At 67.5% G+C, this 17,252-nt stretch carries 13 protein-coding genes; 7 read left to right on the forward strand and 6 right to left on the reverse strand.

Features of this window, described 5'->3' with window-relative positions; all coding sequences use genetic code 11:
* Window positions 1–28 precede the first annotated feature (28 nt).
* The 3 genes from AC3WT6_RS12380 to AC3WT6_RS12390 all read right to left on the reverse strand — a co-directional run bounded on the left by AC3WT6_RS12380 (window position 29) and on the right by AC3WT6_RS12390 (window position 4,478).
* Window positions 29–700, reverse strand: coding sequence for an FHA domain-containing protein (locus tag AC3WT6_RS12380; protein ID WP_492653909.1), 672 nt, complete (start codon window positions 698–700; stop codon window positions 29–31).
* 286 nt (window positions 701–986) lie between these two features.
* Window positions 987–1,808, reverse strand: a complete 822-nt coding sequence (locus AC3WT6_RS12385; RefSeq protein WP_492653910.1) for a Stp1/IreP family PP2C-type Ser/Thr phosphatase — start codon at window positions 1,806–1,808, stop codon at window positions 987–989.
* Between the two features lie 3 nt (window positions 1,809–1,811).
* Window positions 1,812–4,478, reverse strand: coding sequence for a CHASE2 domain-containing serine/threonine-protein kinase (locus AC3WT6_RS12390; protein ID WP_492653911.1), 2,667 nt, complete (start codon window positions 4,476–4,478; stop codon window positions 1,812–1,814).
* An 84-nt stretch (window positions 4,479–4,562) separates the two neighbouring features.
* On the opposite strand from AC3WT6_RS12390, the gene radA reads away from it, so the two are divergent.
* Window positions 4,563–5,927, forward strand: a complete 1,365-nt coding sequence (gene radA / locus AC3WT6_RS12395) for a DNA repair protein RadA (protein ID WP_492653912.1) — start codon at window positions 4,563–4,565, stop codon at window positions 5,925–5,927.
* An 11-nt stretch (window positions 5,928–5,938) separates the two neighbouring features.
* Here the strand turns inward: radA and AC3WT6_RS12400 are convergent, their stop codons facing one another.
* The gene (locus AC3WT6_RS12400; RefSeq protein WP_492653913.1) at window positions 5,939–7,216 is read right to left on the reverse strand and encodes an HlyC/CorC family transporter; all 1,278 of its coding nucleotides are present in this window, start codon (window positions 7,214–7,216) and stop codon (window positions 5,939–5,941) included.
* A gap of 78 nt (window positions 7,217–7,294) precedes the next feature.
* Complete coding sequence (locus AC3WT6_RS12405; protein WP_492653914.1) at window positions 7,295–8,089, reverse strand: cytochrome C assembly family protein; 795 nt, start codon at window positions 8,087–8,089, stop codon at window positions 7,295–7,297.
* A 141-nt stretch (window positions 8,090–8,230) separates the two neighbouring features.
* Here AC3WT6_RS12405 and AC3WT6_RS12410 point away from each other — a divergent pair, with 141 nt between their 5' ends.
* Window positions 8,231–8,953, forward strand: coding sequence for an MBL fold metallo-hydrolase (locus AC3WT6_RS12410; protein WP_492653915.1), 723 nt, complete (start codon window positions 8,231–8,233; stop codon window positions 8,951–8,953).
* A gap of 46 nt (window positions 8,954–8,999) precedes the next feature.
* On the forward strand, window positions 9,000–10,364 hold the full coding sequence (gene ffh / locus AC3WT6_RS12415) for a signal recognition particle protein (RefSeq protein WP_492653916.1): 1,365 nt from the start codon (window positions 9,000–9,002) through the stop codon (window positions 10,362–10,364).
* Window positions 10,365–10,479: 115 nt separating this feature from the next.
* Here ffh and ggt read toward each other — a convergent pair whose 3' ends face one another.
* On the reverse strand, window positions 10,480–12,183 hold the full coding sequence (gene ggt / locus AC3WT6_RS12420; protein ID WP_492653917.1) for a gamma-glutamyltransferase: 1,704 nt from the start codon (window positions 12,181–12,183) through the stop codon (window positions 10,480–10,482).
* 115 nt (window positions 12,184–12,298) lie between these two features.
* Here ggt and AC3WT6_RS12425 point away from each other — a divergent pair, with 115 nt between their 5' ends.
* From AC3WT6_RS12425 to AC3WT6_RS12440, 4 genes are all read left to right on the forward strand, one after another.
* The gene (locus AC3WT6_RS12425) at window positions 12,299–13,216 is read left to right on the forward strand and encodes a patatin-like phospholipase family protein (protein ID WP_492653918.1); all 918 of its coding nucleotides are present in this window, start codon (window positions 12,299–12,301) and stop codon (window positions 13,214–13,216) included.
* A 149-nt stretch (window positions 13,217–13,365) separates the two neighbouring features.
* Window positions 13,366–14,601: a transporter gene (locus AC3WT6_RS12430; protein WP_492653919.1), complete on the forward strand. Its 1,236-nt coding sequence runs from the start codon at window positions 13,366–13,368 to the stop codon at window positions 14,599–14,601.
* A complete protein-coding gene (locus AC3WT6_RS12435) occupies window positions 14,580–15,812 on the forward strand; it encodes a transporter (protein ID WP_492653920.1) in 1,233 nt (410 codons plus the stop codon). The genes AC3WT6_RS12430 and AC3WT6_RS12435 overlap by 22 nt, the downstream gene beginning before the upstream one ends.
* Window positions 15,809–17,251 (forward strand): chitobiase/beta-hexosaminidase C-terminal domain-containing protein, encoded by a 1,443-nt coding sequence (locus AC3WT6_RS12440; protein ID WP_492653921.1) that lies wholly within the window; start codon window positions 15,809–15,811, stop codon window positions 17,249–17,251. The genes AC3WT6_RS12435 and AC3WT6_RS12440 overlap by 4 nt, the downstream gene beginning before the upstream one ends.
* Window position 17,252: the final 1 nt, after the last annotated feature.

Below are 17,252 nucleotides of genomic sequence, written 5' to 3' on the forward strand. Positions count from 1 at the left end.
CTGCCGTTTTTGCTGAACCTACGCCGGTTCAGCCCATCAGGAAGGACATCTTGGTGCCGGCCAGCTCGACCACATCGCCGGGATTCAGCCGACGCGCCTGGGCGTCGATCTCGGCGCCATTGACCAGCGGCCGCTTGCCGCCGGCGGCGCCGCCGACATGGACGATGTAATAGCCGTCGGCGCGCTTGGTGATGGCGGCGACCTGGATGCCCGGCTTGCCGATGGTGGTCAGCGCCTTGGTCAGCTCCAGCTCCTTGCCGGCGCTGGAGCCGCTGTCCACGCGCAGGCGGCCGTTGACCGGCAGATGCGCGCCGCCAGCCGCCGGAGCGGCGGGCGGCGGAGTGCCCATGGCGGCGGCGACCTGGCCGGAGCGCAGGATCATGGTCTTCTCGAAATCTTCGCCGGTACCGCTCTGCTCGCTTTCGTAGACCAGGGTGTTGCGGCCGATGGTGATGCTGTCGCCATGGCTGAGCGGGTGCTTGGCGACCTGCTTGCCGTTCACCAGCGTGCCATTGGTGGAGTCGAGATCCTCCAGAAAGGAGTCGGACAGGATGGTGATGACCACCGCGTGATGGCCGGAAACCGCCTTGTCGTTGAGTGCGATGTCGTTATCGGCGTGCCGGCCGATGGTGACGCGCTCCTTGTCGAGCGCGAGCTCGCGGCTCTTGCCGTCGGCCTCGGTGACGATGAGCTTGCCCATGATCTTTCCCTAGGGTGTGTTGACACTAAATACGTCGTTGCGGCGGAAGGCTGTTTTGGGGCAGTGCAAGGAAGCGAGAGAGGGGAATAGTGGTTCTATTTTCCTCTCTGGCTGACGCTGCAATGCCCCAAAACAGTCCCGCCCCGAAGGGTTGCTGGCCAAAATCGCGCCCTGCGTCGTTGCCGGCCTAGTGAAGGCTTCAAGCCTTCGCGTCGGCCCGCGCCCCGCAGGACGCGATTTTGACCGGCAACGCAGCGGCGCATTTAGTGCCAACACACCCTTGCTCCTAAAACCACTCCAACAGCCGCTCATACCAGCGTCGGCCGCGGGCAAAACTGCCGTTGACCCGCGCCAGCGCGACCGAAACATTGTCTTTCCCCCCGCGCTCATTGGCGGTGTCCACCAGCGCCTTGGCGGCCTCTGGGAGGTTATCAGCAAACCGCAGTAGCGTTAAGCGCGTGGTCTCGTCATCGACCATGTCGGTGAGGCCATCCGAGCAGATCAGGATGATGTCGCCGATCTCGACCGCTTCCTCGATCAGATCGACCGCGACTTCCGGCTCGACGCCGAGCGCGCGGGTGACGATGTTCTTGCGCACCAGCTTGCTGGCTTCCTCGCGGGTGTAGTGGCCGCGGGCGATCAGCTCTTCCAGCAGCGAGTGGTCGCGGGTGATCTGCTCCAGGCGCTCGCCGCGCAGGCGGTACAGGCGCGAGTCGCCGACATAGGCGATGGACAGGCGGTCGTCGTGGAACAGGCAGGTCACCACCGTGGTGCCCATGCCCGCGCACTGCGGCTGGCTCTGGCTGACGTGGTAGATGGTGGTGTGCGCGGTTTCCACCGCGTGGCGCAGCATCAGGGCCTCGACGCTGTAGCCGGTGCCCTGGTCGATCTCGCCGTGCTTGAGGTTTTTCCATTCCCGGCGGGCGGTGTCGACCACGGTGGCGATGGTGATGCCGCTGGCGATCTCGCCGGCGTTGTAGCCGCCCATGCCGTCGGCCAGCACCAGGAGGCCGATATCCTGATCTTCGTCGAGCGCGTCTTCGTTGTTGTTGCGCACCCGGCCGACATCGCTGAGCAGGGCGGTGGAAACCTTGTCCTTGAGCGCCACGGATCAGCTACCCAGCTTGCGCAGCAGTTCGCGCAGGTCGCGGGCGAAATCGCTGCCGCGCTGGTAGCGCTGCTCGTAGTTCTTGGCCAGCGCCTTGTCGATCACCGCGACGATCTCCGGCGGCAGGTCGGGGCGCAGCACCAGCGGCGAGGCATGGGTCTCGTTGGCGATCTTGAACATCAGCGTCGCCATCGAATCGGCCTGGAACGGCAGCGAGCCGGTCAGCAGCTGGTAGGTGGTCACGCCCAGCGAGAAGATGTCGCTGCGGCCATCCACCTTCTTGCCGGCCAGCTGCTCCGGGCTCATGTAGCTGGGCGTGCCCAGCACCATGCCGGTCTTGGTCTTGCTGGAGTCGGCGATGCGGGCGATGCCGAAGTCCATCAGCTTGATCACCTGGCTGCCGTCCAAGAGCATCATGTTGGCCGGCTTGATGTCGCGGTGCACGACGCTGTTGCTGTGCGCGTAGTCGAGCGCGTCGGCGGCGTCGGCCATGATCCGCAGCACCTCCGGCACCGGCAGCAGCATGTTGGGCTTGGTGTGCTTGGTGAGATCGTGGCCCTTCACGAACTCCATGGCGATGTAGGCGAGATCGTGCTCCTCGCCGGCATCGAAGATCGACACGATGTTGGGATGGCTCAGACGCCCGGCGGTTTCCGCCTCGCGGAAGAAGCGCGACTTCACGTCGGCCAGCTCGTCGGCCTCGAATTCCTGCGACAGCGCCATGGTCTTGATCGCCACCATGCGGCCGATCTTCGGGTCCTTACCCAGGTAGACCACGCCCATCGCGCCCTTGCCCAGCTCCTTCTCCACCTGGTAGCGGCCCAGCATCGGCTTCTCGGTGCCGCCGCCGGCCATGATGATGGTGCCGCCGGCGGTGGTGGCACCCATCGCACCGCCGCCCAGGATCACCGTCTCGGAGAGCTTCTTGGCGCGGTTGAGCTTGGCCTGCACGTCCTTGAAGTCTTTGTTCTGGCTGGCGATGAACTGGTACACCGCCTCGGCCTTGTTGAACTGCCGCTTGCGCTCGAAGTCCAGCGCCAGGTTGTAGACCAGGTCGAGCAGCTTGTCGTCGACCGGCTTGACCCGCTTGAACTTGTCGAAGGCCATGTCCAGCTGGCCCTGGCCCTGGAAGGCCAGACCCAGCATCTTGTTGGACTCCGCCGACTCGGTCTCGCTGGCAAACTGCAGCCGCTCGGCAAGGTTGAAGCGCTTGAGTAGCATGAAGGCGAAACCGGTGGCCGCCAGCAGCATCGGCACCACCAGCTTGAGCCACAGCGCCGAGCCGGCGAGCAGGAAGTACTCGGTGGCGAACAGGCCCAGCACCAGCACCACGGTGATACCGCCGGCGAGGCCAGCCGAGAGTCGCGGCACCGCCAGCGCCAGCCAGGCGGTGATGGCGAGATACAGCGCGAACTCGGCAATCCGGCCCCAGGCCGGGCGGGTGAAGTAGTCCTGCTGCAGGATGCTAGACACCGTGTGCGCCAGCAGCACCACCGGCGCCATCGCCGGCGACACCGGGGTGGCGAAGCTGTCACCGGTGGCGGCGGCGGTGGTGCCCAGCAGCACGATCTTGTCCTTGTACTTGTCGGCCGGGATCTTGCCGGCGTAGACGTCGTAGGCGGAGTCGACCTTGAAGGCCGGCGCGCCGTCCTTGTCGGCGTAGAACTGGCTGTAGAGCATCAGCTGCGAATTGGTGCCCAGCTCCAGGCCGCCCAGGCGCACGCCCTCACCCAGGCGCAGTTCGATGTCGGACGGCTTGAGATTGAGCGCCAGCGCCGCGGTGCGCAGCGACAGCGAGGGGAAGAAGCTGTCGAAGTACTGCAGCACCAGCGAAGTCTTGCGCACCCCGCCATCCTCGTCGGGGGTGATGTTGAGATGGCCGAGGCCGCCGGCCGCGGCGGCCAGGGGCGCGATCGGCAGGGCCACGGTGGTGGTCGCCACCGGCAGCTCGCCGGAGGCGCGGGCGTCGACGCGGTCCACCACATTGGTCAGCGCCTCGCGCTGCACGTAGTCGGGCAGCGGCTGGTCGGGCAGGCCCTGCGGCCGGCCGAGGCTGAACAGCATCGGCAGCACCGCATGGCCGCCGGTGGCGAGCGCCGTGGCCAGGGTGGCGTCCGGCGAGCCGCCGGCCGCGCCCAGGGCCTGCACGCGGGACAGCAGCTCGCTGAGCGCAGCGCTGTAGCCGGTGAACAGGGCCGATTCCTTGTAGGCCTTGGCGATGCTGGCGACCGCCGGCGAATGCGGGGCGGCATCGTCCAGCATCACCCCGAAGGTTTCTATCTCGGCCGGAATCTGCCCCTGCAAGGGCGAGTTGGCGATGTAGTCGGCGAGCGCCTTGGCGGCCTCGCCGGCCGGGTTCTGCTCGGCTTCCAGGTACAGCGCGGTATTGACCAGCACCTTCGGCGCGCCGGCATTGATGCGGTCCAAAAGCTGCGCCTGCTGCACGCGCGGCCAGGGCCAGCGGCCGAGGTTGGCGATGGACTCGTCGTCGATGGCGACGATGGCGATGCGATCGGACGGCTGGCGCTCGTGACCGCGCACGCCCAGATCGTAGGCAGCACGTTCCAGGCCCTGGAAGCCGGAGCCGAAGACGCCATAAGCCAGGACGGCGAACAGCAGGGAAAAGGCCAGAGCCGCGAACCAGTCTTTGGTCCAGATGCGCTCTTTCACGCGACGCTCCCAACTTTTTGCGTTGTAATGAAACCGATACTAACCCAGATTTCCGAGCCCCAGACATGACTTGCAGCACGCCCCATGGCCAGGATTAAGACCGCTTACGTGTGCCAGGAATGCGGCGGCCAGTTTCCGAAATGGGCCGGGCAGTGCGGCGATTGCGGGGCCTGGAATTCGCTGGTCGAGGCGGCGGTGTCGGCCGCACCGCGCAGTGCCCGCAGTGGCGGCATGGCGGGTCTGGCCGGCGATGGCCGGGTGCAGCGGCTCTCCGAGGTCTCCGCCGAGGACGCACCTAGGGTTGCCACCGAGCTCTCCGAGATGGACCGGGTGCTGGGCGGCGGCCTGGTGCCGGGGGCGGTGATTCTGATCGGCGGCGATCCCGGCATCGGCAAGTCCACCTTGCTCTTGCAGGTGCTGGCCGCGGTGGAGGGGCGGATGAAGACGCTCTACATCACCGGCGAGGAATCGCTCACCCAGGTGCATCTGCGCGCGCGCCGGCTGGGTCTGCCGCGCCTGGACCTGCCGGTACTGGCGGAGACCAGCGTCGAGCAGATCCTCGGCGTGCTCGCCCGCGAGAAGCCCGGCCTGGTGGTGCTGGACTCGATCCAGACGCTCTACACCGACAGCCTGGAATCCGCACCCGGCTCGGTGAGTCAGCTACGCGAGACCACCGCCCAGGTGGTGCGCTACGCCAAGCAGAGCGGCTGCGTGATCATCCTGGTCGGCCATGTCACCAAGGAAGGTGCGATCGCCGGACCGCGGGTGCTGGAGCACATGGTCGACACCGTCCTCTACTTCGAGCAGGACGTCGGCAGCCGCTACCGCATCATCCGCGCGATCAAGAACCGCTTCGGCGCGGTCAATGAGCTGGGCGTGTTCGCGATGACCGATGCTGGCCTGAAGGAAGTCAGCAACCCTTCCGCGCTGTTCCTGTCGCGCCACGAGCAGCCGGTGCCGGGCAGTGTCATCACCGTCACCCGCCAGGGCAGCCGGCCGCTGCTGGTGGAGGTGCAGGCGCTGGTCGATTCCTCCGCGCTCGGCAATCCGCGCCGGGTCACCCTGGGCCTGGAAGGCAATCGCCTGCACATGCTGCTGGCGGTGCTGCACCGCCACGCCGGCATCGCGCTGGGCGATCAGGACGTGTTCGCCAACGTCGTCGGCGGCATGAAGATCGCCGAGACAGCCGCCGACCTGCCGCTGTTGGTGGCGGCGTTGTCGAGCTTCCGCGGTCAGGCGGTGCCCAATGATCTGGTGATCTTCGGCGAGGTCGGCCTGGCAGGGGAGATCCGGCCGGTGCCCAACGGCGAGGAGCGCCTGCTGGAGGCGGCCAAGCACGGCTTCAAGCGCGCCATCGTCCCGGAGGGCAACCGCCCGAGAAAGGCGGCGGCCATCGATCTCGAAGTGCTGCCGGTGGGGCGGCTCGATCAGGCGCTGGCGCTGATCTGAGTTAACAGGCCCTAGAGGACTTCCACCGCCGGCGCCGGCCGGATGCGCGCGGTTTTCACCGCGTTGGCGCGGGCTTCGATGATCTCGAACTCATAGTCGGCGATGCGCAGCTTGCGGCCGGTCTTGGGGATGTCGCCCAACTGCTCCACCACCAGACCGTTGAGGGTCTTGGGGCCGTCGGTGGGCAGCTTCCATTGCAGGCTGCGGTTGAGGCTGCGGATGGTGACATTGCCACTGACCAGGGCCGAGCCGTCGTGGTCAAGGGTCACGTGCTTCTGCCGCGTGGCCGGGTCGCTGGTGAACTCGCCAACCACTTCTTCCAGGATGTCCTCCAGCGTCACCAGGCCCTGGATGTCGCCGTATTCATCGACCACGAAACCGATCCGCCGCTTCTGGTCCTGGAAGTTGAGCAGCTGCTGGTTGAGCGGCGTGCCTTCGGGAATGAAGTAGGGGTCGCGCACCAGGCCCATCAGGCTGTCGACATTGAGCTGGCCCATGGCGGCCGCGCGCACCAGCTTGCGCAGATGCACCACGCCCTTGAGATCGTCGATGGAGCCATTGAACACCGGCAGCCGGGTGTGGCTGCTGGCGACGATCGCCTCGTGGATCTTTTCCCAGGACTCGGAAAGATCAATGCCGATGATCTCGTTGCGCGGGATCATGATGTCCTCGACCGTCGCGTGCTCGAGGTCGAGGATCGACAGCAGCATGCGCTGGTGACGCTGCGGGATCATCGCCCCGGCCTCGACCACCACCGTGCGCAGCTCTTCGGTGGAGAGCGAGTGGGTGGCGGCGTCTTCCTTGGTGACGCCGATGGCACGCAGCACGCCATTGCTGAGCAGGCTGACGATCCAGACCACCGGCGTCAGCAGCCATTGCAGCGGGTAGTTGATGTAGGCGGAAGGGATGCCGACCCGCTCCGGGTAGAGCGCTGCCAGCGTCTTCGGCGCGGCGTCGGAGAACACCAGCATGACCACCGTCAGGCTCACCGTAGTGATGCCCAGCACCAGCTCGTTGTCGCCGAACATCTCGATCGACACCAGGGTGGCGACCACGGTGGCGGCGTTGTCGGAAAAATTCTTGCCCAGCAGCAGCAGGCCGATCAGACGGTCCGGGCGGTCGAGCAGCTTCTGCGCCAGCCTGGCGCCGCGATCGCCCTGCTGGGCGCGGGTCTTCAGGCGGTAGCGGTTCAGCGTCATCAGGCCGGTTTCCGAGGCCGCGAAGAACGCTGACAGAGCAAGCAGGAAGACCAGGAGCGCCATCTCCAGGCCCAGGGGCAATTCGTTCAAGTGCGGCTACTGCCGGTGACCACGAGGACGTTCATAGTTAGCGAACGGCAGGGCGCAGTGTCAAGCAAAGCCTGCGCGTCAGCTCCAGTGCCGGCCGAGAAACTGCTCCAGCACCAGCTTGCTGCCGAAGTAGGCGAGCAGGAACAACCCGTAGCCGCCCAGCGCCCAGCGCACCGCGCGGCGGCCGCGCCAGCCCCAGCGGCGGCGGCCCAGCAAGAGGGCGCCGAAGATCGCCCAGGCCAGGATCGACAGCAGGGTCTTGTGCACCAGGTGCTGGTCGAACAGGTTGTCGACGAAGATCAGGCCCGAGAGCAGCGCCAGCGACAGCACGAAGAAGCCGGCGGCGATCAGCTGGAACAACCAGTCCTCGGCCGACTGCATGGGCGGCATGCGCAGCACGCGGTTGAGCTGCTCGGGCTTGTGCAGCAGGCGGTCGAGCAAGGACAGCGCCACCGCCTGCGCGGCGGCGAGGGTGAGCAGGCCGGCGGCGAAGATCGACAGCGCCACGTGCAGGGCGATCTTCCAGTCGTGTGGCGCCGCGGCACCCGAGCGTGAAGGCCAGACCGCCACCAGCAAGGCGCCGGCCGCCGCCAGCGGATAGATCGCGGTGCGCAGTGGCCAGAGGGTGTTGACCCGCCAGAGCAGCGCCAGCAGCAGGGCGGTCTGCCAGGTGACCAGCGACAAGGCCTGGGTCAGGCCCAGGCGGCCGTCCGCCTGTTGCAGGCTGCCGAGCAGAGCCAGGCCGTGGCAGCCCAGGGCCAGCAGCAGCGAGATCAGCCCGGCACGGTCCGGCCGGGCACCGGCCGCCCGCCAGGAGGCATGCGCATAGGCGGCGAGGGCGATCAACGCCAGCGGCAGGATGGGTAGCGGCATGCGCGGAGGATAGCACTGGCCCCGCGCCTCGCGGCGGGGGCTCATGGCCTGCGTGCTAGACTCAAATCGTCCTCAATCAGAGGCTTGCGAAATCCGATGCGGATCAAAATCCTGGGGTGCAGCGGCGGGGTGGGGCCGAGCTTGCGCACCACCAGTCTGCTCATAGACGACGAAATCCTGATCGACGCCGGCACCGGCGTCGGCGATCTCGCCTTGTCGCAGATGCGCCGCATTCGTCATGTGGTGCTCACCCACTCGCATCTCGATCACGTCTGCGGTCTGGCCTTCATGGCCGACAACCTCTTTGATCTGATCGACTCGCCGATCACCGTGCATGCCGCCGAGGCGACGCTGAGTGCGATCCGCGCGCACATCTTCAACTGGAAGATCTGGCCCGACTTCTCGCAGCTGCCCAGCCCGGAAAATCCCCTGCTGCGCTGGCAGCCCTTGCCGCTGGGCCAGCGCCTGGACCTGGGCGAGCAGCGCCAGCTGCATAGCTTCGAGGTGCTGCACACGGTGCCGGCGGTGGGCCTGGCGGTGCAGTCGCCGACTGGCGTGTTCGCCTTCAGCGGCGACACCTGGGCCTGCGAGAGCCTGTGGGCGGCGCTCAACGCCCTGCCGCGGTTGGACCTGCTGATGATCGAGATCGCCTTCCCCGACGAGCAGGAGGAGCTGGGCGCCACCTCCAAGCACTTCACCCCCTCGCTGCTGGCGCGCGAGCTGAGCAAGCTCAAGCACCGCCCGCAGTTGCTGCTGACCCACCACAAGCCCGGCAGCGAGGCCCTGATCCAGCGCCAGTGCGCGGCGGTACTGGCCGGCTGGAATTATCATCACCTCGAATCCGGCGAGATTTTTATGTTGTAAGCGGCAGCCCGCCGCCAGGTTTCGCCAACCAACAGCCCGAGTTTCCATGTTCGAATCACTCAGCCAGCGCCTGTCCGGCGTACTCGACAGCCTGCGCGGCCAGGGCCGCCTGACCGAAGACCAGATCAACAGCGCCGCCCGCGAGCTGCGCATGGCCCTCCTGGAGGCCGACGTCGCCCTGCCGGTCATCAAGGGCTTTGTCGATACCGTCAAGGCCAAGGCGCTGGGGGCAGAGATCACCCAGAGCCTCACCCCGGGTCAGGCCTTCCTGCGCCTGGTGCAGCAGACGCTGACCGACACTCTCGGCGGCGAGGCGGTGCCGCTCAACCTGCGTGCCCAGCCGCCCGCCATCCTGCTGATGGCCGGCTTGCAGGGCGCCGGCAAGACCACCACCGTCGGCAAGCTGGCAAAGCTGCTGAAGGAGCGCGAGAAGAAGAGCGTGCTGGTGGTGTCCTGCGACGTCTACCGCCCGGCCGCCATCGAACAGTTGCGCATCGTCGCCGGCCAGGTCGGTGTGGAATTCTTCCCCTCGGAAGTCGGCCAGTCGCCGCAGGCCATCGCCCGCGCCGCCGTCGAGCACGCCAAGAAGACCTATGCCGATGTGCTGATCGTCGACACCGCCGGCCGCACCACGGTGGACGAGGACATGATGGCGGAGCTGGCCGGCCTGCATGCCGCGCTCAACCCAGTGGAAACCCTGTTCGTGGTCGACGCCATGACCGGCCAGGACGCCGCCCGCACCGCGCGCGCCTTCGCCGACCGGGTACCGCTTACCGGCGTGGTGCTGACCAAGGCCGACGGCGACTCGCGTGGCGGCGCGGCGCTCTCGGTGCGCCAGGTCACCGGCGCGCCGATCAAGTACATCGGCGTCGGCGAAAAGAGCGACAAGCTGGAAGTCTTCCACCCCGACCGTATCGCCGCGCGCATCCTCGGCCAGGGAGACATGCTCGGCCTCATCGAGGAGACCGTGCAGCGGGTCGATGCCGAAAAGGCCGCCAAGCTTGCCGCCAAGCTCAAGAGCAAGAAGGGTTTCGATCTCGCTGACTTCCGCGAGCAGATGCTGCAAATGCAGAACATGGGCGGCTTCGACTCGCTGCTGGAGAAGCTGCCGGGCGGCGCCAATCTGCAGGCGCAGCTCAAAAACGCCAACCCGGAAAAGCAGGTCAAGCGCACCATCGCCATCATCAACTCGATGACCGTGCAGGAGCGCCAGTTCCCCGACCTCATCAAGGCCAGCCGCAAGCGCCGCATCGCCGCCGGCTCCGGCGTCGAGGTGCAGCAGGTCAATCAGCTGCTACGCCAGTTCGACCAGACCCGCGACATGATGAAGAAGATGGCCGGCGGCGGCATGGCCAAGATGATGCGCTCGCTGGCCGGCAAACTGCCGCCGGGGATGATGCCGAGGCGTTAGCGGATGAGCGCGGCCGGGCCAGCCGAGTAGGGTGGGCTTCAGCCCAGGCCTCGATCTGCCGCCGGTCGCGTGGGCACGCCAACGCTTTGCCCACCCTACCTCGCTAAGTACCGTCTCAATACCCTGCCGCCATTCCATCCTTGCGCGACTCCGAAGCGCCGAAATAGGCGCCGGTTTTCGGATCCCGCTGGATCGCCTGATAGCCGCCGTAGCCGCCCAGGTCCCAGCCCAGCTGATGGCCCTTGTCGAGCAGGCTGCGCACCGATTCGGCCGGAAAGCCGCTTTCCAGATTCACCACGCCGCCGTCGGTCATCAGCTCGCCGGTCGGCTCGCTGGAGCCGGTGTGGTAGATGCGCGGCGCGTCGCCGGCTTCCTGCAGGTTCATGCCGAAGTCGATCAGGTTGGTGACGATCTGCACATGGCCCTGCGGCTGCATGTCGCCGCCCATCACTCCGAAGCTGACCCAGGGCTGGCCGTCCTTGCTGATGAAGGCGGGGATGATGGTCTGGAACGGCCGCTTGCCGGGCGCATAGACGTTGGCGTGGCCGTCTTCCAGGCTGAACATCTCGCCGCGGTCCTGCAGCACGAAGCCCAGCCCCGGCGGCGTCATGCCGCTGCCCATGCCGCGGTAGTTGCTCTGGATCAGCGACACCATGTTGCCCTCGGCATCGGCGGTGGTGAGATAGATGGTGTCGCCCTGCCGTAGCGCCGGGTTGCCGGCTTCGATGCGCTTCGCGGCCCTGGCCGGGTCGAGCAGCTTGCGGCGCTGTTCGGCGTAGGGCTTGCTGATCAGCTCGGCGACCGGGAGCTTGTTGAAGGCGGGGTCGGCGTAGAACCTGGCGCGGTCCTCGAAGGCGATCTTCTTGGCCTCGACGAACCAGTGCAGGTGCTCAGGGCTGCCGAAGCCGGCCTTGGCGAGGTCGTAGCCTTCGAGCAGATTGAGCATCTGCAGGGCGGCGATGCCCTGCGAGTTGGGCGGCAGTTCCCACACGTCATAGCCGCGGTAACTGGTGGAGACCGGCTCCACCCACTCGCTGCGGTGGCTGGCTAAGTCTTCGTAGCTCAGATAGCCGCCCTGCGCCTGCACGTAGTCGGCGATGGTGTGGGCGATCTGGCCTTGATAGAAGGCCTTGCGGCCGCCCTTGGCGATGGCTTCCAGGGTATTGGCGAGGTTGGGGTTCTTCCAGATCTCGCCTTTCTTCGGCGCCTGGCCGACCAAGCTCATCTGCTCGCGGAAGCCGGGGAACTTCGACAACCTGGGCAGGCTGCGCGCCCAGTAGTAGGCGATCAGCTCGCTGACCGGGTGGCCTTCGCGGGCGGTGCGGATGGCCGGTGCCAGCAGCGTCTTCATCGGCAGCCGGCCGAACTTGGCATGCAGCTCGGACCAGCCGTCCACCGCGCCCGGCACGCTCACCGGCAGCGGGCCGTGCGGCGGCAGGTGCTCCAGCCCTTGCGCCTTCAGCAGCTCGCGCAGCTTGTCCAGCGAAAGACCCTTGGGCGAGCGGCCGCTGGCGTTGAGGCCATAGAGCCGCCGCGTGCGCGCATCCCAGACGATGGCGAACAGGTCGCCGCCGATGCCATTGCCGGTCGGCTCCACCAGGCCGAGCATGGCATTGGCGGCGATCGCCGCATCCACCGCGCTGCCGCCGGCCTTGAGGATGTCCAGCGCGGCATTGGTGGCGAGTGGCTGGCTGGTGGCGGCCATGCCGTGCAGAGCGATCACCTCGCTGCGACTGGCAAAGGGTTTGCCGGTGACGCGGTCGCCGGCCATCGCCGGTAGCGTGCTCAGGGCCAGCAGCAGGGGGAGCAGAGGGCGCATGGCGGGTCTCGAAGGCGGGCAGGGTGGCAGCATCGCGCATGTGCCCGGCGGCGCAAAGGCCGGCAGTGGCGGGGGTAGAATCGCGCTGGTTCCTGCGATCAACCCCTTGGCTCCCATGTCCGCGCTCCCGCTCCGCCGCTGGCGGGGCCTGCTACCGCTGTTGTTCCTGCCGCTGGCGGCCTGCACCCTGTTTGGCGGCAAGCCGCCGCCGCCACCGGAGCCGCCGCCGGTGGTGGTCCCGCCACCACCACCGCCCAGGATCGCCCTGGCACTCGGTGGCGGTGCGGCGCGCGGCTTTGCCCACATCGGCGTCATCAAGGTGCTGGAAAGCCATGGCCTCAGGCCGGAGATCGTGGTCGGCACCAGTGCCGGCAGTGTCGCTGGCGCCCTGTATTCGGCCGGCTATTCCGGCTTCGACCTGCAGCAGCTGGCCTTCGATCTCGACCGCGCCACGGTTTCCGACTGGACGCTGTTCGGCAAGGGCCTGATCAAGGGCGATGCCCTGCGCCATTTCATCAACGGCGCGGTCAAGAACAAGACCATCCAGCAGCTCAAGCCGCGTTTCGCCTGCGTGGCGGTCAAGCTCAAGACTGGCGAGGCGGTGTTGTTCGAGCGCGGCGAAACCGGGCTGGCGGTGCAGGCCTCCTCGGCGGTGCCGGGAGTATTCGCGCCCGCGCGGATCGCCGACGAGGACTATGTCGACGGCGGCCTGGTCAGCGTGGTGCCGATCCGCTACGCCAAGCAGATGGGGGCCGACTTCGTGATCGCCGTGGACGTCGCCGCGCCACCGGATCAGCGCGAGGCGCAGGGCAAGCTCGACGTGGTGATGCGCACCTTCGGGATCATGGGCAAGACCATCCGCGAGTCCGAATATCCGCTGGCCGACGTGATCGTGGTGCCGGATATGCGGGATGTCACCTCCACCGACTTCGAGGGCAAGCACCGGGCGATCCTGGCCGGCGAACGCGCCGCCCAGGCGGCGCTGCCGGAGCTGCGCGCCAAGCTCAAGGCCCGTGGTGTGGCTCTGGAATGAGGAATTATTAGCCCCGCGGCGGTGCCGGGCGAGATAAGCTCTCAAGCCTGGGAGCCGGTTCACGGACGAGTAGCCTGCCGCCGCCGAGGAGCGGAAAGGCAGCGCCGCCATCGCCAGGCGGTGTGACGATGCAGGAGAGCAAAGGCCAGATGAGTCGTACCGCATTGTTTGCGAGCCGCGCCGGGCAGGCCCTGCTGGCGCTGTTGCCGTTGGCCGCCATCGCCGCCGAGCCGGCGCCGCAGTTTGGCCGCTATATGCCGCTCTACCCTGGTCTCTACCTGGACGCCGGCTATGCCTGGGACGATGCCGACCGCAGCTTTGACCAGGCCGGCGACGAGCAGGACAGCGCCGCGCCGCAGGCCGGCGGCCAGACCGCCTTCCCCGAGCGCCGCCTCCACGCCAGCCTGACCTGGCATCTGCCGCTGTTCGAAACCGCTGGCCTGCCGTTTTTTTCCAGCCGCACCCATCTGCTGCGGCTGACGCTGCGCCAGGCCAGCGTCCGCACCGATGGCCGCTTGTCCGACTTCGCCGCCGATGCCAGCGATGATGCCGGCACCGAGGCCGACGACTTGCGCAACAACGGCAGCGGCGTCGGTGATCTCAGCTTCGAGTTCGGCAGCTTTCTGCTCGGCTCGCCGAACAGCGCCTGGCGCCAGGGCGAGCGCTCGCCGTATGCCGTGCTGGCGACGGTCGGCGTCCGCCTGCCGTTTGGCCAGTACGACCGCGATGCCGCGGTCAATGCCGGCAGCAACACCGCCGCGGCGCAGCTGCAACTGGGCGGCCACTGGCAACCCTGGAGCGGCGGCCTGCTCGATGCCGGCTATACCTGGCGGCATTACTTCGACAATGAGGATCCGGCCTTCGGCGCCCTGGCGCCGGCACGCCAGGGCGGCGACCAGCTGATCGACTTGAGCCTGGCGCAGCGCCTGGTCAGCGGCCTGTATGCCAGCGTCTACGGCCTGGATCGGCACGGCGGCAAAAACCGCTATGCGAACCCGCGCTTCTCGCCGAACCCGCCGCCGCCCGCCCCGGTACTGGGCGGCAGCGACAACTTCCCGACGCCCGGCAGCTACGAGGACGGGGGCACGGCGCTGCGCGAGGCCGGGCTGGGCCTGCACTGGTTTGTCGGCCAGCGCCTCCTGCTGGGCTTGCAGTACAGCCATCCGCTGTCCGGCGAAAGCGGCCAGTTTCTGCTGCCCTACACCGATCGGGCGCCGGCCGGCTGCACGCCCGGCGGACTCGGTTGCACGCTGTCCGAAGGGGGGACGGTGTTGGTGGATGGCCTGGGCGCGGCGCGCGTCTACGCCTCGGACCGCTGGACGCTGAGCCTGCGCTACCAATTCGGCCAGGGAGACGCTTACGCATGCGCTGGCTGCAAACGCTAAGCCTGATCTGGGGACTTGCGCTGGTGACCTATCCGGCCTGGGCGCAGGCGGGCATTCTGTTCACGCCGCATCTCGACGAGTACTCGGTCAAGCCCAACGGTACCTATACCGAAGGCACCTTGATCCTGAGCCAGATCGACGAGGTGTTCGACCGCAATGGCGAGCGGGTGGATCTCGGCCGGCCGTTCGTGCCGGCCGGGGCCAGCACCGATACCGCGCTGGCCTTGTTCAAGCTGCTGTGGGTGGGCAATGTGTTTCGTGACACCGGCCTGCCTTACCTGAAGGATCACAACCAGTTCTGCCGGCTCATCGGCGGTTTCGGCTATCAGCAGAACACCGCGCAGATCGCCGAGCGCGGCCGCCTGTTCGGCGCCCAGGCCGGCAGCAATGGCCTCGCCGACCTGTTCGCACTGTGCGGCGTCTACACCAGCGAGCACCGCTACGGGCCGCTGAAGTTCAACGGGCTGCTGTCGGCCACGCTCAAGGAGCCGATCGGACAGTACGACCCGAAGGCGATGCTCAATGTCGGCACCAACTACCGCACCATCACCCCGCAGCTGGCGTTCAACGCCAACCTCTACGGCCGCCTGAGCATCGACGGCACGCTGGCCTACCAGATCAATGGCGACAACGACCAGCCGGCCTTCGGCGGCACCACGCCGACCCGCATCGCCGACTGGATCAATGCCGAGGTCAACTTCGCTTGGAAGTTCAGCGAGCACTGGTATGCCGATCTCGGCTATTCCTGGCACCGCTCGGTGGGGCCCAACTACTACGACCAGGTGAGCGTCAACTTCAAGGATCAGCCGATCGCGCCGCAGACCTTGTGCGACGGCCTGGGCCTGGGCAGCGCGCTGTGCAATACGCCGGTGCTCGATACCTTCTATCTGACGCCGCGTCGTGGTCCTTACCAAGACCAGGGCGTAGAAGCCAGCCTGCTGAGCGCCGGCTTGTACTACATCTACCGGACTTCGACGGTGCTGCAGGCCCGCGTCGTGCAGCCCATCGCCGGCCGTGGCAGCCAGATCGATGTGGTCTACGACGTCTGCGCGGTGAGCGACTGTCCGGGGCCGGACCGCAACAACACCGGTGTCGGCGACAACGCCTTCTCGCAGGAAGTGGTGCCCCTGTTCGGTGTCGGCGAGGCGGCGGCCACCTCGGCCTCGCCCTACCTTGAACTGCGGCTGGTCTATCTGTTCTGGGCGCCGTGACTTTCCGCGCGCTCGCCCTGCTGCTGCTGATCCCGGCACTGGCCGCCTGCCTGCCGGCGCGCGAGCTGCTGCTGCCGCGGCTGGGGATGACCGCGCCCAGCTTGAGCGACTTCCCCGAGGACTATCGGCCGCCGCTGTCCGCCGAGACCGGCCGGACCATGCCCGGCTTCGGCAGCGATCAGGCCAGCGGCGTGTACCGCACGCCGGTGATCTTCGTGCATGGCAATACCGTCTCGGCGCGCTTCTGGCTGCCGACCCGCGACTACTTCCTGCGCCAGGGCTACAGCCAGGACGAGCTCTGGGCCTTTGGCTATGGCTGGGACAATGTCCACTACTTCGATTCCAACGAGCTGTCGGTAGCCAGCATCGAGCGGGCGGTCAACAGCGTCAGCAACTATTTGTCGAAGAAGCGCGGCATCCCGGTGCGGCAGGTGGATATCGTCGCCCATTCCATGGGCGTGACCCTGGTGCGGCAATGGCTCAAGCAGACCAACAGCTATCACCGGGTGCGCAACTTCGTAGGCATCGCCGGCGCCAATCACGGCACCTGGACCGCCTGGGGCGACAGCCGCAACCAGCAGCGCCTGGTGTCCTGGGAGCTCTCACCCGGCAGCCCCTGGCTGGCGCAGCTCAATCGCGGCGGCGAAACCCCGGGGCCGACACGCTACTTCATGCTCTATGACGGCAGCGGCTGGGCCGATGTGTTCTACCCCAAGCCGGGGCAGGACAGCCCCGCCCTGGAGGGCGCCCGCAATCTGGCCTACAACCGCGAGCACGGCAGCTGGTTCGATCACATGGACCTGCCGGTGCGGGCGGAGACGCTGAAGCCGGTCGTGGAGTTCTTGAGCGAGGTGCACGAGCCCTTGCCGCGCGCGCTGCCGCCGCGCCTGCTGCGCGAGGGCGAGCAGCTGCGCGCCGACCAGCCGGGGGCGCGCCTGTACTGCGCCGATGGCGGGCAGGAGCCGGCGCGCGGCGAGCCCGCCAGCCAGTGGCGCCTGCGGCCGGGGGTGGTCAGCAGCTGCTATGCCGCGCATGCCGAGTCCGGCCTCGCCAGTCCGCTGGCGCGCTATGTCGGAGCCGAGGGCTACCAGCCGGGTGGCGAGCTGAGCCTGAGCGCGAGTCCGGCCGGCGGCGTCTACGAGCAACCGCAGCAGGTGCGCCTGGTCGCCAGCGATCCCGCCGCCTTCATCGTCTACACCACCAGCGGCACGTCGCCGGACAGCGGCTCGCCGCTGTATAGCGCCGAGCATCCGCTCTACGTGGCCGCGCCGCTGCGCCTGCAGGCGGTGGCGATCACACCCGACGGCCGCCGTTCGCCGCCGCTGGTGCTGGACTACGACATCAGTCTGGAAAAAGTCGAGGCCGCGCACACGCTGGAGCGGCAGTTCGATCCGTCGGTTCCGGAGCAGTACGCCGGCCAACGCAAGAAGGGGCGCTGAG

It is taken from the genome of Stagnimonas sp. FW305-C-60, from assembly GCF_058782965.1.